Raw genomic sequence first — 22,236 nt, 5'->3', positions numbered from 1 at the left:
TCACACCCCCTGGGCAAGGGAAAAACCCACCGATCGGCGCACCCAACGCGCGGCGCCGCACCGCCCGGCCGAGGCTGATCGACAGAGCGCAGTCAGGGTCGGCCGACTGCCGCGGACCCGAAGGCGCCTCTATGCAGCAGCCCCGCCGCCGGATACGCAAGCACCGCCACCCGGTCGTACTCGGCGCGGCAACAGCCCTGGTCATCTCGGCCCTGGCCTCGGCCAGCAGCACCCTTCCCCTGCCCAGCCGGGCCTCCGCCGGACCGATGACGACCACCCAGGCGTCCGGCCCGGGCCCGTGCCGGATATCCGCGACGATGGGGGTGCAGATGTCGGAGGGCATGCCCACCGAGCCGGGCTACGCCCGTTCCACCGGCCAGGTCCACGCACTGAACCTGATGATCGACTTCCCCGACGCCCCGGGGAAGGAGCCGGCCATGGACCGGCTCGCGGAGTTCTTCCCGCAGACCACGGACTGGTTCCGCACCAGCTCCTACGGGCGGCTCACCTATGTGCCCGAAGCGCCGGTGACGTCCTGGCTGCGGATGCCGCTGCCGTTCTCGGAGTACGGGATCGAGCGCGGATCACCGTACGAACCGGGCTACCGCCACCTCGTCCAGGACATCGTCGCCGCCGCCGACCCGAAGGTGGACTTCACCGCATACGACCTGGTCAACATCCTGGTCACGCCGAACGCCGGGCCCTCGGCCCTGGACACCGTGCTGTCCGTGACCTTCTCGGGCAACGACGACGCCCCGTACGCGGACGGCATCCCGCTCTCCAACACGTCCTTCGTCTACAGCCGCCAGGACGACGGCTCCGGCTCGTACCCCCAGACCGGCTACCGCGTCCTGCCGCACGAGAACGGCCACGTCTTCGGCCTGCCCGACCTCTACACGATGGAGGGCGGGGGCTCGGTCGGGCACTGGGACATCATGTCCGAGGACTGGGGCGCCAACAACGACCTGCTGGGCTGGCACAAGTGGAAGCTCGGCTGGCTGGACAGCAACCAGATCAGCTGCGCCTCCCGGTCCGGCACCAGCGAGCACGTCCTGGAGCCTCTGGCCACCCACGGCGGCACGAAGCTGGCGTTCGTACCGCTGACCGCGGAGTCCGGCTACGCGGTGGAGGTGAGGACCCAGGCCGGCAACGACCAGGAGGTGTGCCGGCCGGGTGTGCTGATCTACAGGGTGAGCTCGGACGTCGACACCGGCCAGGGGCCCGTGTCCGTCACGGACAGCACGAAGGACAGCAGCGGTTGCACCCGGCTGCCCAACGTGCACGCCGAACTCTCCGACGCCCCGTTCCAGCCGGGCCAGTCGTTCACCGACCGGGCCAACGGGATCCGCATCTCGGTGATCGACAAGGACTCCGAGGGGCACTACCGCGTACGGATCACGCGTCCCTGACCGCCCGCCCCTCCTCCCCCGGTGCGCGCAGCTCACGCTTGAGGATCTTTCCGGCGGCGTTGCGGGGCAGCGGGCTGTCGGTCAGCCGCACATGGGCGGGAACCTTGAACGCGGCGAGACTGCGCCCCACGTGCTGCCGCAGTTCCTCGGCCGTCGCACCGGCACCGGGGCGCAGCCGGACGACCGCGGCGACCTCCTCGCCGAGCACCGGATGGGCCACCCCGAGAACCGCCGCGTCCTCCACGTCCGGGTGGTCGTGCAGCACGGACTCGACCTCGACGCAGTACACGTTCTCGCCGCCGCGGATGACCATGTCCTTGATCCGGTCGACGACATCGACCCGGCCCTCCCGGATCACCGCAAGGTCCCCGGTACGGAACCAGCCGCCGGTGAACGCCTGCGCCGTGGCCTCCTCGTCCCGCCAGTACCCCCGGGCCAGCGCCTGGCCACGGAGCCACAGCTCACCGGTTTCCCCCTCCGGCAGCTCCTCGCCCGCCGGGCCGGCGATCCGCACCTCGGTGCTCGGCGTCGGCCGCCCCACGCTGTCCGGATGGAGGCGGTACTCGGCACCGAAATTCGCCAGGACACCGCCGCCGGTCTCGGTCAGCCCGTAGCCGTTGCGCGGCTCGATCCGATCCCCGTAGCGGGCGGTCAGCCGCGCGACCAGGTCCCGCGGCGCCGCGGCCCCGCCGGTGCTGAGCATCCGGAGGCTCTCCAGCCGGTCCCCCGTCCGGGCGGCCGCGGCGAGCAGCTGCAGGGCGGTCGCGGGCACCCCGGCGTAGTGCGTGACGCGGTGTTCCCGAATCAGCCGCAGCGCCTCCTCCGCGTCCCACTTGCGCATCACGACGACGGCGCCGCCCGCCGACATCGCGGCACAGAGGCTGGTGAACGCCGCGACGTGGAAGAACGGATACGTCAGCAGCGTGACGGGGGCGGGCCCCTGCCCCGGAATGATCCCCCGGCCGAGCGCGGAGGCGGCCGCGTAGAACCGCGGGTTGCGCGCGGCACCTGCCTGGGCGAGCTGAGTGGCGACGGCACCCTTGGGCCTGCCGGTGGTGCCCGAGGTGTAGATGATCGTCGCGTCGTCCTCGGGCCGGATCTCCACGTCGGGCGGCGCGGCGAGCGGATCGGGTGCCGGCAGGTCCTCGTACCGCTCGACGCCCTCGGCGTACCGTTCGCCGCTCCCGCCGTGGAAGACGATCACGCGCGCCCCGGCCCTCCCGGCCCAGGCCCCGACCAGCGGCAGCCGTTCCCCGTCGACCAGCAGCACCCGTGGCCCGGAGTCGTCGAGCGCGTACGTGAACTCGCCCTCCGTCCACCAGGCGTTCAGCGGCACGGCCACCAGCCCGGCCAGCTGGGCCGCCCAGAACGCGATCTGCCACTCCGGATGGTTGCGCATCGCGATCACGGCCCGGTCGCCCGGCCGGAGGCCGTACGTCTCGCTCAGCCGGCACGCCAGCGCGGACGCGGCGGCGAAGAACTCCCCGTACGAGCAGCTGCGCTCCCCCGCGATCAGGAACGGCTGGTCGCCGAACGCCCACGTGGTCTCCACGAACTCACGCAGCGTCCTGGGCCCGTCCGCGTACACCAGCGAGCCCGCCTGCGGCCCGTCCTCGGCCCGCACCACGGCGAAGGGACCACCGGGGCCGGTCAGCGCGGCACGCACACGGGCTTGCGTCCCGGACGGCGGAGGGGAGGGCGGGGTCGGTTCTGCATGCGGCACGGACGGCCTTCCTCAGCACTGGCTCACGGTTTCGCGACGCTAGGCCCGCGCCCCCGCCCCGTCAAGGAACGGCCGGCGGCCGAACCGGTCAGGAATCGAGAAGCACCCGCGGCAGGCCCGCATCTAGCGTGAAGCACATGACCTTCATCGAAGCCCTCACCCTCGAAGTGGCCGACACCACGGCCGCCCACCGCTTCTACAGCGCCCTCGGCCTGGACACCCGGGTGGGCCTGCGCGCCTCGGACGCGCCCACCACCGGATTCCGCGGGTTCTCACTGTCGCTCACCGTCTCCCAGCCGGCCGACGTCCGCGGCTTCGTCGACGCCGCCCTCGCCGCCGGCGCCACGGCCCTCAAGCCCGTCACGAAGTCCTTCTGGGGCTACGGCGGTGTCGTCCGGGCCCCGGACGGAACGATCTGGAAGATCGCGACATCCACGAAGAAGGACACCGCCCCTGCCACCGGGCAGATCGACCAGCTGGTCCTGCTGCTGGGCGTCGCCGGTGTGACCGCGAGCAAGCGCTTCTACGTCGAGCGAGGGCTCACCGTGGCCAAGAGCTTCGGCAGCAAGTACGTCGAGTTCGACACCCAGGGCAGCCCCGTCAAGCTCGCCCTGTACGGGCGCCGCGCCCTCGCCAAGGACGTCGGCGTCCCCGTCGACGGCACCGGCTCCCACCGGCTCGCTCTCGTGGGCGACACCGGCGCCTTCACCGACCCGGACGGGTTCGGCTGGGAGGCCGCGTCCCTCGCGTCCGCACCGTGATCGCGCCGCGCGGGCGGGCGGGGCAGGACCCGCCGGGTCGGCTCGCGCGGGCGGGCCGGCGCCCTGCCGGGTGTCAGGAGGGCCACGCGGACCGGCCGGAGAGCAGGGACCGGGCGGCCTCCTGGGTGGCGTCCATGTCGAAGCCCTCGGTCCGCCAGGTGGCCGAGCGCATGCTGCCCCGGTCCCGGTAGGAGCGCACGATCCTCATGTGGTCGTGCCGCGACACGAAGCCCCGCAGGTCCTGCTCCGTACGCCATACGGAGACGGAGCCCGAGCGTGGGCGGAGCAGATCGGGATCCGCCCACAGCCAGAGGCCGACCGCGCCTTCGATGTCCTGCCAGACCCGCCGCAGGGCAATGCCCTCGACGGTGACACCGACGGCGGTCAGGGGGCGGTGCGGGGTGAATTCCGTGACGCTGACGACGGCCGCGCCGTCCGCGCCCCCGTCGGGCGGGGCCTGCACCGCGGGACCGGACTTCCATGGCGTGAACCAGATGGTGGCCGACATGGCGTTCTCCTCGTGAGAGCGGGGCGGTGGACTCCCCCCACCTATAAAAGCACGGTCGTTCGTGCTAACTTATCATGCTCCTGATACCGATCGAGGAGTACTGGGCATGGTCCACACCGAGACACTTGCCAGCACCGCGCTCAACACCGTGTCCCGGTTCTCGGGCGGCCTCGCAGGCGCGGGCACCTACACCCTGTTCCACATGCCGCTCGCCCGGAGCAGGATGCGGAACTCGGAACGGGAGCTGTTCGCCGCAGCGGACACCGAGCGGCTGAAGGTCAACGGGAAACTCGCCGTGACCTACCGCTGGGGCGACGGCGAAAGGCCCGTGCTCCTGGTGCACGGCTGGCAGTCGCGCGGTTCACGCCTCGCCGACTTCGTCCCCGGACTCCTCGACCGGGGCTACAGCGTCATCACCTTCGACGCACCCGGCCACGGGGACGCCACCGGCCGCAGCACCACGATTCTCGAGTACCGCGACATCATCACCGGGCTCCAGGACCGGTACGGCGAGTTCGAGGCCGTGGTCGCGCACTCGCTCGGCGCCCTGGGCTCGTTCTTCGCGCTGCAGGACGGGGTGAGGGCGAAGCGGATCGTCACCATCAGCGGGGTCTGTGACTACGACTACCTGATCGAGGAGTTCTCCTCCGCCCTCAAACTGCGCCCCCGGCTGAAGGCGCAGTTGCACCAGCGCGTCGCGAAGAACCTCTTTCCCGGGATGCCGGCCGAGCTGACGCCCTTCTCCGCCGCGAACACGGTGGCGGACATGGAGCCGCCGCTCCTGATCATTCACGACGAGGGCGACACCCGGATCAAGGTGGACCAGGGACGCCGGCTCGCCGCCGCGTCCGGCGGCCGGGCACGACTGATCATCACGACCGGGCTCGGGCACCGCCGGATCCTGGGTGACGCCGAAGTCGTGCGCTCCGTACTGGACTTCGTGGAGCACGGGCCGGACCACAGCACGGACTCGGACACCGAAACGGCCGCGGCCCAGTGAGCGTGGCAGGGTGGTGCGGCGCCTGAGACCGCCGCCCGCCCTGCCGCTCCGTACGGCAGGGCTCCGGCGGCCCCGGCCGCCGAATCCCTTGCCGGCCGTCACCTGTGTTCGTCGAGGAAATCCAGGATGTGCCCGAACACGTCCAGCGCGGCGCCCCGGCCGACGAACGTGTCGAAGTGGCCGTAGCCCGGGATCTCCTCGTACCGCACGTCCAACTGCGGCTGCCGGGCGGCGAGTACCTCGTGGCAGAGCTTCTGGGAGTCGAGCCACATGCCGTTCTCGCTCCCGGAGACCAGCAGCACGGGGCAGTCGATCTGCCCGGCTCGGTCCAGGGCGTTCTCGGGCAGCGCCCGGTAGCGGTCGTCCCCCTGGTGCCAGCGCACCACACTGCGCGCCAGCGCGACCCGCCGCAGATGCGGCAGGATCCACAGCGGTGCCGGCCCGAGGAGCTGCGCCAGACGTTCATGGGTGGCGGCGGACAGGTTCTCGTGTACGAACAGCGAAGCTCCCACACCCCAGGCCGAGTTGGACAGGATCTGACAGGTGGGGTCGGGGCAGCTCGCCCCCTTCGACGCCAGGGCGAACAGCGGCGTGTAGCGCGACCAGAACCCGACCTTGCGGAAGTCCACCGGGATGTGGTCGAAGCGGGACCGGAACAGCTCGCCGGCCATCGTCATCTTCAACGAGGTACGGGCCGCCAGCTTGGGCGTCAGGAACACCCCCTGCGCGACCACGCCCGCAAGGCCCGGCACCAGGCCCGCGGTCATGCTCATCGACAGCGAGAGCGCACCGATGCAGTGCGCCACCACGAACAGCGGCCGTCCGTCGATCCGTTGACGTATGTACGCCACCGCCGCGGGGATGTCGTGGAGAGCGACGTCGTCGTAGGTGTACCGGCGGCCGGTCTCGTTGTACGGGAGCCGGCAGCTGCCCCGCCAGTCGAGCAGCCACGGCTCGTACCCCGCGTCGAGGAGCACGTCGACCAGGTTGCGGGTCTCGGGCTGCAGGAACATGTCCGAGGAAGCCGTATGGCCGTGCAGGAGCAGCACCGCGGGCCGGGCCCGGTCGCCGCCGGCCCTGACCCGGGTGAGCCCGAGCCGGATGCCGTCGCCCGCCCGGAAGGGGATCTCCTCGATGACCGCCTCGTCGAGGCGTGCGTACAGGGGCCGCAGGATCATCGTTCGCGCTCCGTCAGGGTCGGGTGCCGGCGTAGGTCGAGCAGGTCCGCGCCGACCCGGGCGAACGGGCCGAGCAGTCCGCGGCCGATCTCCAGGCCGAACCAGGCGAGCCAGCTCAGCTTGGCGAGTCGTTTCTCCTGGCTGGAGAGACGTGGATCGACCCGGATGCCGTCGACCTGATCCCGTAGGTAGGTCTCGGAGGGCACGACGATCTCGCCGTGGACGGTCGCCGGCTCGCCCTCGCGCCCGAGCTCGACGGTCAGCGCGCGCGTCTGGCGCCACAGGTCACGCCGTGCATGGGCGGACTTCCTGCCCTCCAGCCACCACACCCCGCCCTCGCCGTCACGCAACCGCAGCCGGTAGCGGAGCAGCGGATGGTGCACACCGTGCTGCACGGGTATGCCTTCCTCAGGACGGACCCACACATCGCCCTGCTCGACCACGAGGGGCTCAGGATGCAGCAGGGGGCACAGGAGCTCGCCCCGGACGTCCACCCGGCGCTCCTTCACCAGCTGGTACATGCTCACGACGGACAGGGTGAACGACGCGGTGCACGGCGTGTCCGCGGGGCCGCCGGCCGGGCCCAGGCTCCCTCGCATCGTCTCGGGGAACCACAGATAGGGCTGATCGGTCCGCTCCGGGAGCCGGGCCAGGCCGTCCCGCGCCAGCCTTTCGAAGGTCTTCAGCTGCTCCTGCATGCCGTACCGGGTCGAGGCCGGCAGATTCTGCGCGGCCACGAACGCGTCGGTGCGCTCACCGGTGGCCGGCGGTCCCATCAGGGTCGCCTCGCACAGTTTCGTGGCGGTGGGGCTCGCCAGTACGCGTGCCAGGAAGTCGAGTCCGGTGACCGGATCGTCCCGAAGGCGGGCCACGGCGGCCAGCCGCCACTCGTCCCAGTCCTGGACGCGCACGTTCATCCCGCCGAGCTTCATGTCATGGACCACGTCCGCCAGCGAGTTCGGCGTACCGCTGAGGTGGTAGTTGTAGCCCCAGGCATCGGGCTCGCAGATCGCGGCCACCGCCACCCGGCTCACCCAATCCACGGGTGCGGCGTTGAGATGGCGGAACGCGGGCACCGTACGGAACCGGCTGAACGCCGACATCATGCCGCTGCTGAGGTCCTGGGGGTTGCAGGCTCCCGTCCTGGTGTGCCCGCCGATGCCGCCCGGCCGCAGCAGCGTGACCACCAGACCGTGCTCGCGGGCGCGCCGGAGCGCGGCCTCCGCGGCCCACTTCGACTTGTCGTACCCGGCGACCAGACCGTCGATATGGGCGACGGGGTCGTCCTCGCCCATCGACTCGATGCCGATCTCGTTGAACACCGCGATCGAGGAGATGTGGTGCAGGGGCTTCGGCCGACCGGTGGCCGCCAGTTCCGCGAGCGTCAGCGGCCCGATCACGTTGCTCTGCCGCAACGACGGGTAGCCACGCAGGAAGTCGACCGCCGCAGCCACGCTCACGACGGAGTCCAGCTCCTCGGACAGCTCGTCCCAACGATCGTCCGCCAGTCCCAGGCGCGGCAGGCGGATGTCGCCCGGCAGGACCTTCACCCGCCTGCGGATCTCGCCGGACCAGGGCAGGGAGAACCGCTTGAGAGCCGCGCCGAGGCGCTCGGTGCCCTCCTCCTCGTCGGCCGCACGGACCAGGCAGAACACCTGGGCGTCACTGTGGCGCAGCAGATCGAGGAGCATGTGGCCGCCGAGGAAGCCGGTCGCCCCGGTCAGCAGGACCTTGCGGGGTACGGCGGCCTCCGGCCGGCGGGCCCAGGGCAGGCCGTCGGCGAGGGCCAGGTCGGCCAGGATCAGGTCGAGGTCGTCGTCCGCGCCGGCTCCGCGCACCGGGACCGGCCGGGCGGTCCCGGCCGCCGGCGGGGCCGGCTGCCCGGCCCCGCCGGCCGAGAGCGCGCGTTCGGCGAGGCGGCGCGGCCTGGCGTCGGCGAACACGTCGTCGAGGCCGAGTTCCAGACCGAAGTCCCGGGACAGGTTGGCGACGAGCGTGACCGCGTCGACCGATGTCCCTCCGGCGTCGAAGAAGTCGGTGTCGGGGCCCATCGATCCCCCCGGCAGCAGGCGGGCCGCTTCGGCCGCGATGGTCTCGGCCAGCCGCGCCGCATCCGCGGTCGCCGGGACGGCCGTGCCACGCGCCCTCTCCCCACCGGCCGCGTCCGCTGCGGCCGGCTCAGGTGCTGCCGGGGCCGCCGTCCCACGTGCCGCCTCCCCACCGGTCGCAGTCGCCGCGGCCGCCGTCCCTCCGGACGCCCCGGCCGTTGCCGGAGCCGCCTGCGGCCGGACCCTGGCCAGCAGGCCGGCCACGCTCAGCCGGCCTCCGCCCCGTTCGACCGCCTCACCCGTCAACTGCTGCCCGGTACTCGGAAGGCGTCGCGGCCCGTCCGTGTTCGCTTCCCCCATGGTCTGCCTCTCGCCGTGTGCGCTGCCTTCTGTCATCACTGCCGCCACGACCGGAACGCCCGCAGCCGGTCCGGAGTGGCCTCGGCCTCCGGGCGACGGCCGTCCGGGGCGCCCCCGCCGAGTGCCGCGACCAGGCGCCGCGCCGGTACGTTGCGAGGGGTGTGGTCCGCCGTCATGCGTACGGTGGTGCAGCCGAGCTCCTCGGCACGGCCGGCCAGCCACTGGAGCAGCCGCTCCTCCACGCCGCGGCCGAGCACCCGACAGCTGAGCAGCCAGGCCAGGACGTCCAGTCGGCCGTCCTCCGGGCGCAGGGCCAACAGACCGATCTGGCCGTAGTCGCCGAACCGGTCGCGCGCGGCGACGGTCCAGACCTCGCCTTCCTGCTGCCACCGTCCGAGGTCGCCTCCGTCCGCCGAACGGGCCCGAAGAGTGAACTGATTGGTGCGCCGCACGAGTTGGGCGGCCCGGGGGACGTCAGGGTCTGCCAGGGTCCGGATGTCGAGGTGCAGCTCCAGCTGTTCGAGGAACTCCTCGAAACCTGCTTGCTCCCGGGCCGCGTCCCTGGCCCGCTCCTGCTGGTAGAAGTCCGCGCGCACCGCGTCCTCCGCCGTGGCCGCGTCCGGCACCAGCGGCCACAACCGGGCGAGGAACGCTTCGAGTTCGTCGGCCGGGGGGCATGTGACGGAGAGGACCTCGGGCAGGGCGGACCGTACGGCGGCGATCTCGGCCGGGTTGTCGTCGAGGTAGAGGAAGCTGTCGAGGCCGAGGTTCAGTGCCTGTGCCGCAGCCTCCAGACGGCCGGCCTTGCGGCCCCATCCGGCGTCGAGCACGCTGAAGTGCTCCGCTCGCAGGACACTGTCCGGCCGTTCGAGCACGGCGCGCACGGTCGCCTCATCGTTGTTGCTGACCAGGACGATCAGGACTCCGGCGGCCCGCCACTGCAGCAGCCTGCGGCCCAGGAGTGCGCGGGCGCCGCCGAGGTCCACGCGGTCCGGCCCCTTCTCCCCGGCCACCCCGCTCCACAGGGTCTCGTCGCCGTCCACCGCGATCACCTTGGGCGGTGGACGGCGTACCGCCGTCGCCGCCTCGGCCACGGTGAGAGCCACGGCCGCCTGGAACTCGGGGCTGAACGGAAGGTGCGCCAGCTCGTCCGTCCTGTCGTCGAACCACTCCTCGACGGCATGGTGCCGGGTCCAGTCGCCTGGGCGCAGGACCGCGATGCCAGGCAGGTCCGACAGCTGGGAGGCGACCTCGCGCTCCCACCGCTCGTGGCGGTCGTCCGGTCGTGCGGACGGCAGGAACCCGACGATCAACGGCAGCCGCTTCCGCTCGGACAGCGCCCGCAGGGCTGCCGTGAAATCCGTGCGGAGTCCGGCAAGCAGTTCGTCGTCCACCGGCCCGAACCGTTCCAGGTCGGATGCCCGTAGCAGGACGACACCGATCTCGGTCGAGGCCTCGGTGAAGACCCCGGAAGGGTCCTTGAGGGCGGCGAGCACATGGTGGTAGGGCGCCTCGACGACCTCCGGCGCGGTGGCCTGCGCCTCGTCGGCCACGCTGTGGGCCAGGGCCGCCCCGCACAGCAGGGGCAGGTCGCCCAGGGCGAAGGTGGCCGCGACGGCGAGCGACCAGGGGCGCACCGGCAGCGCGGCGCCGGGCACGGGTGCGCCCAGGGGCGGTGACGCCGGGCCGGGTGGGGCCATGAGGCGGGTGTCGTCGGACTCGCGGACGCGCACGGGTGCGCCCAGGGGCGGTGATGCCGGGTCGCGTAGGGCCCCGGTTGTCGCCGCACCGGCCGCCGGGAGCGCCGCCCGGGCCGGGGCGGCAGGATCCTTGGCCGCCTCGTCGAGCAGCTGGAGGTAGTCGGCGGCGAGCCCGGCGCAGGCCGCCTCGTCGATGATGTCCAGGTTGTGGTCGAAGCGGAGCCGGCCGGCGTCCGGCATCATGATGATCATGAGGTCGAGGTCCGAGTGGCCGGTCCCGGCCGGGAGGACCTCGAGGCGGCCGAGTTTCCTGGTGGAACGTACGTAGTTGAAGTAGACCTCGACCATCGGGGCGTTCTCCCGGTGCAGCCCCTGCGCGGCGAGCGCCGCCAGGGTGTCGGAGAACATGGCGCCCTTCGCGAGGACCCTCTCGAGCCGGCCGTCGGTGCGGCGCAGCACCTCGTCGATCCGTTCGCCCGGCAGTGCCTGGGCGGGGAACGGTACCGGCACGCCGAAGAAGCCGATCGCGTCGGACGCGTCGACGTGGATACGGGTGTCGACCGGGACGGCGAGCACGAATTGGTCCCGCTGCTGTCTGCGGGCAAGAAGCACTGTCAGGGTGCCCAGGCAGAAGGCGGCCGGCGTGATCCCGAGCTGTCTCGCCCGGGACGCCACCCGCTCCATGAGCCCTTCGGGAATCGTCAGGGTCAGGCTGCCCGCCCGGAAGGAGCGCACGGCCGGACGGCTTCGGGTGAGTGCCAGGTCGAGCCGCCGGCTTCCGGTGAAGGCATCCCTCCAGTCCGCCGCCGCTCCGTCCCGGCCCCCGCCGGACCGCGAGGCGTCCGGAGACTCCGGCTGCGCCGCGAGCAGCAGGTCGATGTCGCGGTTGGAGACCGCGTCGCCGAGTGGCGTGCCGGACAGTTCGGCGTCGATCTCGGCGGCCACGAGCAGCAGGGACTGCAGATCGCTCACCGCGTGGTGGGCGCCCAGGAGCAGGGTCTGCCCCGCATCGGCGCGGTCGACCAGCTCGAAACGCCACAGCGGTGCGGCCGCCAGTTCGAAGGGCCGGCCCAGCAGTTCACTCAGCCCGCGCCCGGCTTCCCACTCCGCGCCCGGCGCCTGCTCCGACCAGTGCAGCAGAGGCCGGTCCGGCGCCCGCTCCACCTTCAACTGCCGCTCGCCCGCCTCACCGAGGACGATGCCGGTACGCAGCGCGGCATGTCGTCCCGCGAGGCGCTTCAGGATGTCCGTCAGTTCCCGACGGGTGACCGGCTCGACGAGCCGGAACGCGAGGCCGATCGAAAGCGCCGCACTCGGGGTGCCGTGCTGCGCTGCGCGCAGGAGCCGGACCACATCACGGGTGACCGGCCTCAGTTCGGCCTCGGGCACCGCCGGGTCGATGCCGAGCGGCGGCCGCCCATCGCGCCCGGTACCGTCGGCGGACTCCGGGGAGGGGCTCCGCCCGGCCAGCGCCGCGTGCAGTTCCCTGGCGAGATCACGGCTGTCGGCCGCCGAGAACACCGCCGAGGCGGACAGTTCGACACCGGCCTCACGGCCGAGTGTGTTGCGCAGCCGCACGATCATCAGGGAGTCGAGTCCGAGTTCCTTCAGGCCCGCAGCCGGGACGTCGGCCGGGGGATGGCCTGTCAGCTCACCGATGCGGGCCCGTACATGGGCTTCGAGGAAGCTGATCTGCTCCTCCTCCGACCCGGCGGCCGACACCTGGTCGAACAGTCCGGCGGTGGCTCGCACGCCGGCGGGAGGCGCGACGAGGCCGTGCAGGAGCGGACGGGAACGTGCCAGGTCCGGGTCGCGGGTGAACGCCTCGCGGTCGAGGGCGAGCGGCACGAGCTGACGCCTGACCGTGGGCAGCACCCGGTCGAACAGCTCGCCACCCTGCTGCGGGGTGAGAGGAACGAGACCCGAGCCGCCGGTCGCCGCCGTACGCGTCGCGGATTCGGCGACCAGGCCGGCCTCCGCCCAGGTGCCCCAGTCGAGACTCAGGGCGGGCCGGCCGACGAGCGCGAGATGATGCGCCCAGGCGTCCATGAAGGCGTTCGCCGCGGAGTACGGGCCCTGTCCGGCCGAGCCGAGCAGGCCGGCGGCCGACGAGAACAGGACCACCGACTCCGCCTCGGGGACCAGCTCGGTCAGCAGCGCGGTGCCGAGCACCTTGGGTGCCAGCACACGCCCGATGTGCTCGGGCGTCAGATTGGGCAGCGTGGCGTCGTCGAGCACTCCGGCGGCATGGATGACGCCGGTGACCGGACCGCAGTCCGCGCGCAGGGCGTCCAGGGCCGCCCCCAGCCCCTCCCGGTCGGCGACATCGGCCCGTACGAGCCGCGTGGTGACCCCGCCCTCCCGCAACGCGGCGATCCATCGCAGCGCGCCCGCGTCGGGTTCGCTGCGGCTCAACAGGGCCAGCCTGCGGGCCCCCTGACGCACCAGACGCTCGGCCACGACCCGTCCGAGACCGCCGAGTCCGCCGGTGATCAGATAGGTGCCGTCGGGCCGTACGGCTCCTGGGCCGGTCTGGTCCGGGCCCGTGTGCACCAGCCGGGGCACGAGCCGGCCGGTGTCACGCAGGGCGACGAGGCGCTCGTCGTCCGCGTGCCACAGCTGGGTCCACAGCGCGTCCTCGCCCCCGTCGGCCGGCAGGTCGATCAGCGTGGTGTCCAGCTCCGGATGCTCCTGGGCCACGGTGGTGCCGAAGCCCCAGCCGAGCGCCTGCTGAGGGCTCGTCACATCCTGGCTCCGGAGCGCCGGCTGGCTGCCTCGGGTCACCAGGAAGAGGCGCGGGGACCGGCCGTGCGAACGTCCGGCGAGTGCCCGCACCAGGTTCAGCGTGCTGACGCAGCACAGCAGGGCGGCCTCGTCGGCCGTCCCGGCCGATGCGACCGGTGGGGCGTCCAGCCCGAACAGATGGACCACCCGCTCCGGCGCCTTCGCGACGAAGGCCTCGTCGAGCAGTCGTGCCAGATGCCGCGGATCCTGTGGATCGACCGTGTAGCGCCCCGGCGACTCCATGGCGTAGGTCCGGCCCTTACGGGCCACCACGTGCACCGTCGCACCGAGGCGGCGGGAGATGTCGTCCGCCACGCCCGAGTCGTCGGCCAGGATCAGCCAGGCACCCTCGACGGGCTGTTCCTGCGGGGCCGGCCGGGACTGCCAGCACACCTCGAAGAGCGCTCCGTCCAGCGGGGACAGCGCAGCCAGCTCGAACCCCTCCATGTGCAGCACCGGCCGTCCGTCCTGGTCGAGGAGCTGCAGATCCAGGGTGACGGTGTCCCCGGCCACGGAGCGCAGCCGGCACGACGCCCACACCGGCGCGGTGCGCAGCCCGGTGAGGCGCAGCCGCCCGGCTCGCCGTGGCACGAAGGCCCGGCCCGAGGGGGCGTCCCCCATCAGCGCGGCGGTGTGGAAGGCCGCGTCGAGCAGGGCCGGGTGCAGCAGGTGCCCCGGGCCGGGTGCCCTGGCCAGTCGGCCCAGCGCCCGCGACCGTCCGCTCCAGCCCTCCTCGAGGCAGCGGAAGGACGGTCCGTAATCGATCCCGAGAGCCGCGAGACGGGCATACGCGCCGGGCACGTCCGCCGGTTCGGTGCAGTGTTCCCGCAGCTCGGACAGGGTGGTGACGGCGTCGGCGTCGGCGTCGGCCGCCGCGGCCGGGGGGAGGACTCGGCCGCCGACATGCCGCACCCAGGGCGCCCGCCGGTCACCGTTCCGCCGGGAGGCGATGGTGAAGCCCCGGATGCCGTGCTCGTCCGGGGGCCGCAGGACCAGCTGCAGCCGGACGGGGCTGTCGGGGGCCAGCCGGAGCGGCTCCTCGAACACGACGTCCGCCAGCCGGACGTCCGCCGCCTCCTGGAGCGAGGACGCCGCTTCGAGCACCATTTCCAGGAAGGCGGCGGCGGGCAGCCGGACCGCCCCTGCGACCTGGTGGCCGGCCAGATAGGCGAAGCGCCGGTCGCGCAGGTCGACGATGGTGTCGAAGAGGTGCCGGTCCGGTTCGTCGCTGGACTCGACGTGCACGTCGACGAGCGGTGTCCCGCGCCGCCCGGCCGGAGCGGACGGTGCGGTCTCGGTCCAGTGGCGCCGCGCGTCCCACGCGTAGGTCGGCAGGTCCGCCCAGGCCCCGTCGGGCACGAGGCGCCGCCAGCTGATCTCGCCGCCCGCGGCGTACAGTTCGGCCGCGGCCCGGTCCAGGCAGTCGGGTCCGTCCTCGTCGCGCAGCAGTGATCCGACGGCGATCAGGTCATGGCCGGCGCCCTCGGCGACGGCCTGGGTGGCGTTGATCAGCGCCGGGTGAGGGCTCAGCTCGACGAACCGGTGGTACCCGTCGGCCGCCATGCGTTGGACGGTGCGGGCGTAGCGGACGGGCTCGCGCAGGTTGCGGTACCAGTACTCGGCTTCCAGGGGCTCGTCGGGGACGGGTCCGGCGAGGACCGTGGAGTACCACGCGACGGACGTGGGGCGGGTGGTGATGCCTTCCAGGTCGGCGAGGAGGGACGCGTGCACGGGCTCGACCTGCGCGCTGTGCGAGGCGTAGTCGACGGCGAGCCGCCGGGTGAACACCCGCTCACGGTCCAGCGCGGCGAGGAGGGCCTCCAACGGCTCGGTGTCACCGGCCACCACCGTCGACGTACCGCTGTTGACCGCGGCCACGGACAGCCGCCCGCCCCACGGCGCGAGGCGTGCCTCGACGTCTGCCTGCGACAGGGTCACCACCGCCATCGCCCCGGTCCCCGCGATCGACGTCAGGGCCTGGGCCCGCAGCGCCACAACGGCCGCCGCGTCGTTGAGGCTGAGCGCTCCGGCGACGCAGGCCGCGGCGGCCTCGCCCTGGCTGTGGCCCACGACGGCGTCCGGCCGTACGCCTCGGGCCCGCCACACCGCCGCGAGCGACACCATGACGGCGAACAGCGCCGGCTGGACGACATCGACCCGGTCCGGGGACGGCGCTCCGGCGTCGCCCCGCAGCACCGCGAGGACGGACCACCCGGTGTGCGGGCGCAACGCCGCGTCGCACCGGTCGATCTCGTCGGCGAACAGCGGGGACCGGTCGAGCAGATCACGCGCCATCCCGGTCCACTGGCTCCCCTGACCGGGGAAGACGAAGGCCACTTTGCCCGGGGCAGACGGCTGCCGAGGCCCCGTGACCAGCTCCGGCGCGGGCTGTCCGGCGGCCAGTGCGCGCAGCCCGGCCAGCAATTCCTCGCGCTGTCGCGCCACGACGACCGCGCGGTGCTCGAAGTGCGTACGGTGATGCGCGAGGGTACGGGCCAGGGCCGGCAACGGCAGCTGTGGGTCCGCTGCCAGAGCGTCCAGGAGCCGCTCGGCCTGGCCGCGCAGCGCGGGCAGGGTGCGGGCCGATACGGGGAACAGCGTGACGGACCGCTCAGGGGCCTTCGGCTTCTCGCCGGACGGGGTCAGGTCCTCCGGTGCCTCCTCGACGATCACATGGGCGTTGGTGCCGCTGATCCCGAAGGCGCTCACCCCCGCGCGGCGGACCCGGGTGCCGCGCGGCCATGGCCGTGCACGGCCGCACAGCTCGAGGCCGCCTGCCGCCCAGTCGATCTGCTCGGTCGGGGTCTCGGCGTGCAGCGAGGCCGCAAGCCGTTCGTGCTGCAACGACAGCACCGTCTTGATGACGCCTCCGATGCCCGCGGCGGCCTGCGCATGGCCGATGTTGGACTTCAGCGACCCCACGGCGAGCGGCCGGCCCGCGGGGCGGTCGGAGCCGAAGACCCGGGCCAGCGCCCGGCCTTCGATCGGGTCGCCCAAGGGGGTGCCCGTGCCGTGCGTCTCGACGTAGTCGAGGTCACCCGGCCGCAGGCCCGCGGCGTCGAGCGCGGCCCGGACCACTCGCTCCTGTGCCGGGCCACTGGGGGCGCTCAGCCCCTGGCTGCGACCGTCCTGGTTGACGGCGGTTCCCTTGACGACAGCGAGCACCCGGTCGCCGTCGCGCCGGGCGTCGCTCAGCCGCTTCAGGAGCACCAGACCACAGCCCTCACCCCACACGACACCGTCGGCGTCGTGGGCGAACGGCCGGCACTCCCCGGACGCCGACAGCCCGCGGAGCCTGCTGAACTCGACATGGCCGCGCGGGCTGACCATCAGCGTCGCACCACCGGCCAGGGCCAGGTCGCACGAGCCGTCGAGCAGCGCCCGTGCCGCCAGATGCAGGGCGACGAGCGAGGAGGAGCACGCGGTGTCGACCGTGAGGGCCGGCCCCTGCAGGCCGAGGTGGTACGCGATCCGGCCGGAGGCCACGGCGGACGACGTACCGGTGCCGACGTACCCGTCCAGGTGTTCCATCCCGGCCCCGCCCAGATATCCGCTCCCGTACAGGCCTGCGTAGACGCCGGTGGAGCTGCCGTTCAGGGCCGCGGGCAGCATCCCCGCCCGTTCGATCGTCTCCCAGGCCGTCTGCAGCAGAAGCCGCTGCTGGGGGTCCATCGCGGCCGCTTCCCGGGGCGGGATCCCGAAGAACTCCGCGTCGAAGCGGTCGATGCCGTCGAGGAATCCGCCCCGCAGGGAGTACGCCTTGCCCGGGGCCTCCGGGTCCGGGTCGTGGAGTGCCTCGGCGTCCCAGCGGCCGGCGGGCACGTCCGCGACGGCATCCACTCCGGCGGTCAGCACTCGCCACAGGGCCTGCGGATCCTCCGCCCCGGGAAAGCGGCAGGCCATCGAGACGATCGCCACCGCGTCGGCCTCGGGCGACCCGGCGGCCGGCCCCGCCCCGGGGGTCTCCCGCACCGTGGCCGGCACGGCCGTGGCCGGCACGGCCGTGTACGGCCCCGGCGGCGGGCCGGGCCCGTCGAGCGACACCGCCCGGGCGATCGAGGTGATGGTGGGGTGGTCGTAGACGAGTGTCGGGTCCAGCGGTCGGCCCAGAGCCCGGGAGAGGCGCGCGCCCAGGGTCACCAGTTCCCGTGATCCGAGACCGAAGTCGGCCATGGGCCGGTCCCGCCCGACCTGTGCCGGTTCGATACCGGCCGTACGGGCGACGGCGTCCGCCAGCCATGCCTCGATGCCTTCGGGCGTGGAGTCGGCGAGGGGGCGTACGTCCGGACCGGCCGGACTCTCGGACGGTGTGCTCAGGGGTGCTTCGGCCGGGGACTCGACAGGCTTCTTCGCAGGCATGGGGGCAACCGTCTTCGCAGGCTCGGTCTCAGGATGCTCAGGCTCGGTCCCGGGATGCTCAGGTCCGGTCCCGGGATTCTGCGGTGCGTGCCGGACGTCGCGGGCCGGGTGAGACCTCGCGGACCCGGCCTAGGACATCGGACCGGCGGCCGACGGCGGCTCCGCGGCGGCTTCAGCGGCTGCGAGGGTTCCCTCGGCATAGGCCGCCCTGCAGGCCTTGCGCTGGATCTTGCCGCTGGATGTCTTGGGGATGGTGCCGGGACGGATCAGGACCACCTGCCGGAGCGAAAGGCCGTGGGCCTCACCGACCGCGCCGCGCACCGCCGCTTCGACCTCGGCGCACCGGGCCGCCGTCGTCGCCGTCGTCTCCGCGACGACGACGGGGTGTTCGCCGCCCGTCCCGTCCTCGACGGAGAACGCGGCGATGCAGCCCGGCCGGATCGCGGGATGGGCCGTCTCCGCCGACAGTTCCAGGTCCTGGGGGTAGTGATTGCGCCCGTCGATCACCAGCAGGTCCTTGAGACGGCCGGTGACGTACAGCTCCCCGTCCCGCATGAAGCCCAGATCGCCGGTGCGCAGGAAGCCGCCCCTGCCGTCCTTCAGAGCGGCCTGGAACACCTCGCGGGTCGCCCGCACATTGCGCCAGTAGCCGTCGGTGACGCTCTCCCCGGCGACCCAGACCTCGCCTATCTCGCCCTCGGCGCACTCCAGTTGCCGCTCGCCGTCGGCGATGACCACGGTCAGGCCCGCGCCCGGCGGACCGCAGCTCACCAGCTCCCCGCCTGCCCCGCCACCCGACGACGCTCCGGAACCGGGCCGTCCGGCCGTCCTCGGCTCCCGGCCCACCGGTCCTCCGCTCACCATCAGTGTCGCCTCCGCGAGCCCGTAGCCCGGGTGCAGCGCCTCGGGCCGGAACCCGGCCGCGGCGAAGGTGTCGGCGAAGCGCCGCAACGTCGTGGCCCGTACCGGCTCGGCGGCGTTGAGGGCCACCCGCCACCGGCTCAGATCGAGGCGGTCCAGGAGCGCGGGGGTGGCATCGCGCAGACACAGCTCGTACGCGAAGTTGGGTCCCCCGCTGGTGTGCGCCCGGTACCGCGATATCGCGGTCAGCCAGCGCTCGGGCTGCTGCAGGAAGTACAGCGGCGAGAAGAGCGTGGAGGTCCCGCCCATGTAGAGGTTGTTCAGTACGGGAGCGATGAGCCCGAGGTCGTGGTAGACGGGGAGCCAGCTGACGTAGAGCTCCCCTCCCCACTCCTCGACCGTCTCGGGTGTGTGCCCCATGCCCTGGGACAGGATGCGCTGGTTGTCCATCAGATTGCCGTGGGTCACCATCACTCCGCGCGGCGCGGTGGTGGAGCCCGACGTGTACTGCAGGAAGGCCACCGAGTCCGGCGCGAGGTCGCACGCGCGCCAGGAGTCCCCTGCCTCGTCCGGGATGTCCTCCGTGGCGATGCAGAGAGCGGCGTCCAGCTCCGGCAGATGCTCGGACATGGCACCGAGCCCGGCGATGATCTGCTTGGTGCCCAGGATCACCTCGGCGTCCGCGTCGGCGATCATGCGCCGTACGCGCCTGAGGGCACGGTGGTTCTGCGACCGCCCCTGCGGCGGCAGCCCCGGCACCGCGACGACCGCGGCCGACAGGCAGCCGAGGTAGGCGCCGATGAACTCGAGGCCGGGCGGGTAGAGCAGAACGGCCCGGGATCCGGCGAGGCCACGCTCCTGCAGGTAGCCGCCGATGGCCCGGGCACGCCGGCCCAGGCGGCCATAGGTCCACTCCTGGACCTCACCGTCGCAGTCGCCTGTGGCCAGGAAGCGGAAGGCAACCTTCTCGGGCTGCAGCGAGGCCTGCGAGAGCAGCACGTCGACCATGGAGCGAGCCGGCCCAGCCATCCGTTGTTCCTTCCCCCAGCACGGCACCACGGACAGCGAACTGACCGCACGATCGTTCGTCCATCTACACCCTTACATACTGACCGCACGGTCGTCTACTTACTCGGTACACTGAACTCTCGGGCGGCGGCACCATGAGGGTCTGGCCCAGGGGATTGGCAGGCAGGGCATGGCAGAGACACACACCGACGGGCGGATCGCGCGCGGGAACCAGACGCGTCAGCTGGTCCTCAAACGCGCCGTGGAGATCGCCTCCGTCGAGGGCCTGGAGGGCCTCTCGCTGGGACGGCTCTCGACCGAGCTGAAGCTCAGCAAGAGCGGCGTGTTCGCCCTGTTCGGCTCCAAGGAGGACCTGCAGCTCGCCACGGTCCGGGCAGCCATCAAGGTCTACCTGGAGCATGTCGTCCAGCCGGCCCGCGACCTGCCACCGGGGCTCGATCGCCTGTGGCGGGTCTGCGCCGGCTGGCTCGACTACTCACGAGAGCGGGTCTTCCCGGGCGGCTGCTTCTTCTACTCGGTCTCGGCCGAGTACGACGCCCGCGAGGGCAAGGTCCACGACACGCTCGCAGCCGCCCGCACCAACTGGTTCACCTTCGTCGAACAGACCGTGCGCGAGGCGCAGCAGTCGGGCGAGGTCGAGGAGGGGACCGACGCGCCCCAGCTCGTGTTCGAGCTCGTCGCGCTGATGGAGATGGCGAACGCCGAGTCCGTCCTGCACAACGAGTTCACCTGCTACGACAAGGCGGCCAACGGCATCCTCAGCCGCCTGCGCGGCGTGGCCACCGACGCGTCCCTGCTCCCCGCCCCCTGACCCGGCGGAGGCCGGGACGCCCTCCGGCTCACGCCCCCATGGCGTGCACCCCTCCGTCGACGTGCACGATCTCACCCGTCGTGCGGGGGAACCAGTCCGAGAGCAGCGCGACGACCCCACGGGCCGCCGGCTCGGGGTCGGACAGGTCCCAGCCGATGGGCGATCGCGTGCTCCACACTTCGCGGAAGGTCTCGAACCCGGGGATGGACTTGGCCGCCATCGTCTTGACCGGCCCGGCCGCAACCAGGTTGCAGCGGATGCCGCGCGGCCCGAGATCCCGGGCGACGTAGCGCGAGGTGGACTCGAGGGCCGCCTTGGCCACGCCCATCCAGTCGTACGCGGGCCAGGCGGTCTGCGCGTCGAAGTCCAGCCCCACGATCGACCCGCCCCGCTCCTCCATGAGCGGCAGACAGGCCACGGCCAGGGCCTTCAGCGAGTACGCGGACACCTCCACAGCGGTCGCGACGGAGCCCCAGCCGGTCTCCAGGAAGTTGCCCCCCAGCGCGTCCTGCGGCGCGAAGGCGATGGAGTGCACCACGCCGTCGAGGCGGGCGTCCTGACCGACGCTCTCCCTGATCCGTTCCGCGAGGCTCTCCAGGTGCCCCTCGTTCTGGACGTCGAGTTCGATCAGCGGCGCCGGCCGGGGCAGCCGCTTGGCGATGCGTTCGACCAGGCTGAGCCGGCCGTACCCGGTGAGTACCACCTCGGCGCCCTGCTCCTGCGCGAGCCGGGCCGTGTGAAAGGCGATCGAGGACTCCATCAGGACCCCGGTCACCAGAATGCGCTTGCCCGCGAGTATTCCGCTCATCCCGCTCCCACTTCGCTCTTGCGCCCGTCCTCCGTGACCCCGGAGGTCATGAACTTCGCTATCTCCGCGACGACCTGGGGGGCGCCGAGGATGCGCCGGTGCCCGAATCTGCGGGTGGTGACCAGTCGGGCCCGGTCGCCGAAGGCCTCGGCCACCCGCCTCCCCTGGCCGGCGTCGACCATGCCGTCCTCCTCGTCATGGATGACGAGGAGCGGGACCCGCACGCTCGCGGACTCGTGGAAGACCGAGAAGCGGGTCCACATGTCCGCCTCCCCCGGATACACATCCCGTTCGATGCGCCCTCGCAGCTCCTCCTTGATGTGCGCTTCGAGGCCCATCCCGGCGCTGAAGGCGTCGACGAGATACGTGAAGTCGGGAACCGTGCTGATCGCCACGATCCGGCCCGCGCGCACCCCGTGCTGCAGGGCGAAGAAGGTCGCGGTGGCCCCGAACGAGTGCGCCACTATGGCCTCGAACTCCCCATGCACACGATGGAGTTCCGTGATGATGTCGCGGTACTCCAGCAGGGTGGTGGAGTCACCGGTCGCCTCCCCGTGCCCCGGCGCGTCGAAGGACACCGGGCTGTACCCGAGCTCCAGCAGCCGGGCTACGGCCTTCGCGTAGCGCGATGCCCGCGACTCCCATCCGTGGACGAGCAGCACCGGGCGCTCGCCACTGCCCCAGCGGTAAACGACCGCGACCTTGCCGTTGACGGCCAGCTCGCTGGTCCGCGCGCTTTCGATGGCCGTCCGCTCGTCGGGCCGGGTCCTGCTGCGCCCCTGCGGCCGGCGGAAGAGGTCGAACACCTCTTCACCCCGGTCACTCAGGGCCGCACTGACGGTTGCCGCAGCGGGATCCATTCCACGCCCTCCAGATCGATCACCATGCCGCGAGATG

General features: G+C 72.5%; 12 protein-coding genes. 4 read left to right on the top strand and 8 right to left on the bottom strand.

The window, feature by feature from the left end:
• The first annotated feature begins 131 nt into the window (after positions 1-131).
• Positions 132-1,409, top strand: coding sequence for a M6 family metalloprotease domain-containing protein (locus ABZ434_RS01215; protein ID WP_359131169.1), 1,278 nt, complete (start codon positions 132-134; stop codon positions 1,407-1,409).
• On the opposite strand, the gene ABZ434_RS01210 is transcribed toward ABZ434_RS01215, so the two are convergent.
• Positions 1,396-3,132 carry a class I adenylate-forming enzyme family protein gene (locus tag ABZ434_RS01210; RefSeq protein ID WP_359131168.1) on the bottom strand — a complete coding sequence of 579 codons (1,737 nt, stop codon included), beginning with the start codon at positions 3,130-3,132 and terminating at the stop codon, positions 1,396-1,398. The two genes, ABZ434_RS01215 and ABZ434_RS01210, sit on opposite strands and share 14 nt — an antisense overlap.
• Before the next feature lie 137 nt (positions 3,133-3,269).
• On the opposite strand from ABZ434_RS01210, the gene ABZ434_RS01205 reads away from it, so the two are divergent.
• Positions 3,270-3,893 (top strand): glyoxalase, encoded by a 624-nt coding sequence (locus tag ABZ434_RS01205; RefSeq protein WP_359131167.1) that lies wholly within the window; start codon positions 3,270-3,272, stop codon positions 3,891-3,893.
• A gap of 73 nt (positions 3,894-3,966) precedes the next feature.
• On the opposite strand, the gene ABZ434_RS01200 is transcribed toward ABZ434_RS01205, so the two are convergent.
• Positions 3,967-4,401 (bottom strand): hypothetical protein, encoded by a 435-nt coding sequence (locus ABZ434_RS01200; protein WP_359131166.1) that lies wholly within the window; start codon positions 4,399-4,401, stop codon positions 3,967-3,969.
• Between the two features lie 106 nt (positions 4,402-4,507).
• On the opposite strand from ABZ434_RS01200, the gene ABZ434_RS01195 reads away from it, so the two are divergent.
• On the top strand, positions 4,508-5,401 hold the full coding sequence (locus ABZ434_RS01195; protein ID WP_359131164.1) for an alpha/beta hydrolase: 894 nt from the start codon (positions 4,508-4,510) through the stop codon (positions 5,399-5,401).
• Positions 5,402-5,499: 98 nt separating this feature from the next.
• Here ABZ434_RS01195 and ABZ434_RS01190 read toward each other — a convergent pair whose 3' ends face one another.
• From ABZ434_RS01190 to ABZ434_RS01175, 4 genes are all read right to left on the bottom strand, one after another.
• On the bottom strand, positions 5,500-6,579 hold the full coding sequence (locus ABZ434_RS01190) for an alpha/beta fold hydrolase (RefSeq protein WP_359131163.1): 1,080 nt from the start codon (positions 6,577-6,579) through the stop codon (positions 5,500-5,502).
• Positions 6,576-8,987 carry a thioester reductase domain-containing protein gene (locus ABZ434_RS01185; RefSeq protein ID WP_359131161.1) on the bottom strand — a complete coding sequence of 804 codons (2,412 nt, stop codon included), beginning with the start codon at positions 8,985-8,987 and terminating at the stop codon, positions 6,576-6,578. The genes ABZ434_RS01190 and ABZ434_RS01185 overlap by 4 nt, the downstream gene beginning before the upstream one ends.
• A 35-nt stretch (positions 8,988-9,022) precedes the next feature.
• Positions 9,023-17,830, bottom strand: a complete 8,808-nt coding sequence (locus tag ABZ434_RS01180) for an SDR family NAD(P)-dependent oxidoreductase (RefSeq protein ID WP_359131160.1) — start codon at positions 17,828-17,830, stop codon at positions 9,023-9,025.
• Positions 17,831-17,959: 129 nt separating this feature from the next.
• A complete protein-coding gene (locus ABZ434_RS01175; protein ID WP_359131159.1) occupies positions 17,960-19,720 on the bottom strand; it encodes a fatty acyl-AMP ligase in 1,761 nt (586 codons plus the stop codon).
• Between the two features lie 169 nt (positions 19,721-19,889).
• Between ABZ434_RS01175 and ABZ434_RS01170 the strand changes: the two genes are divergently transcribed.
• Complete coding sequence (locus ABZ434_RS01170) at positions 19,890-20,531, top strand: TetR/AcrR family transcriptional regulator (protein ID WP_359131157.1); 642 nt, start codon at positions 19,890-19,892, stop codon at positions 20,529-20,531.
• Between the two features lie 28 nt (positions 20,532-20,559).
• On the opposite strand, the gene fabI is transcribed toward ABZ434_RS01170, so the two are convergent.
• Together fabI and ABZ434_RS01160 are read right to left on the bottom strand one after the other, a co-directional pair.
• Positions 20,560-21,339 (bottom strand): enoyl-ACP reductase FabI, encoded by a 780-nt coding sequence (gene fabI / locus ABZ434_RS01165; RefSeq protein ID WP_359131156.1) that lies wholly within the window; start codon positions 21,337-21,339, stop codon positions 20,560-20,562.
• Positions 21,336-22,199 (bottom strand): alpha/beta hydrolase, encoded by an 864-nt coding sequence (locus ABZ434_RS01160; RefSeq protein WP_359131154.1) that lies wholly within the window; start codon positions 22,197-22,199, stop codon positions 21,336-21,338. Before ABZ434_RS01160 ends, fabI begins: the two co-directional genes overlap by 4 nt.
• Positions 22,200-22,236 lie beyond the last annotated feature (37 nt).

This window comes from Streptomyces sp. NPDC005761, assembly GCF_040630635.1.
Classification (GTDB): Bacteria; Actinomycetota; Actinomycetes; order Streptomycetales; family Streptomycetaceae; genus Streptomyces.
This window is presented reverse-complemented; position numbering and strand designations above follow the sequence as displayed.

Bases quoted from the DNA above. Each gene is read 5' to 3' on its own strand.
- ABZ434_RS01215 (WP_359131169.1), top strand. From the start codon at position 132: ATGCAGCAGCCCCGCCGCCGGATACGCAAGCACCGCCACCCGGTCGTA.
- ABZ434_RS01205 (WP_359131167.1), top strand. From the start codon at position 3,270: ATGACCTTCATCGAAGCCCTCACCCTCGAAGTGGCCGACACCACGGCC.
- ABZ434_RS01200 (WP_359131166.1), bottom strand. From the start codon at position 4,401: ATGTCGGCCACCATCTGGTTCACGCCATGGAAGTCCGGTCCCGCGGTG.
- ABZ434_RS01195 (WP_359131164.1), top strand. From the start codon at position 4,508: ATGGTCCACACCGAGACACTTGCCAGCACCGCGCTCAACACCGTGTCC.
- ABZ434_RS01190 (WP_359131163.1), bottom strand. From the start codon at position 6,579: ATGATCCTGCGGCCCCTGTACGCACGCCTCGACGAGGCGGTCATCGAG.
- ABZ434_RS01185 (WP_359131161.1), bottom strand. From the start codon at position 8,987: ATGGGGGAAGCGAACACGGACGGGCCGCGACGCCTTCCGAGTACCGGG.
- ABZ434_RS01180 (WP_359131160.1), bottom strand. From the start codon at position 17,830: ATGCCTGCGAAGAAGCCTGTCGAGTCCCCGGCCGAAGCACCCCTGAGC.
- ABZ434_RS01175 (WP_359131159.1), bottom strand. From the start codon at position 19,720: ATGGCTGGGCCGGCTCGCTCCATGGTCGACGTGCTGCTCTCGCAGGCC.
- ABZ434_RS01170 (WP_359131157.1), top strand. From the start codon at position 19,890: ATGGCAGAGACACACACCGACGGGCGGATCGCGCGCGGGAACCAGACG.
- fabI (WP_359131156.1), bottom strand. From the start codon at position 21,339: ATGAGCGGAATACTCGCGGGCAAGCGCATTCTGGTGACCGGGGTCCTG.
- ABZ434_RS01160 (WP_359131154.1), bottom strand. From the start codon at position 22,199: ATGGATCCCGCTGCGGCAACCGTCAGTGCGGCCCTGAGTGACCGGGGT.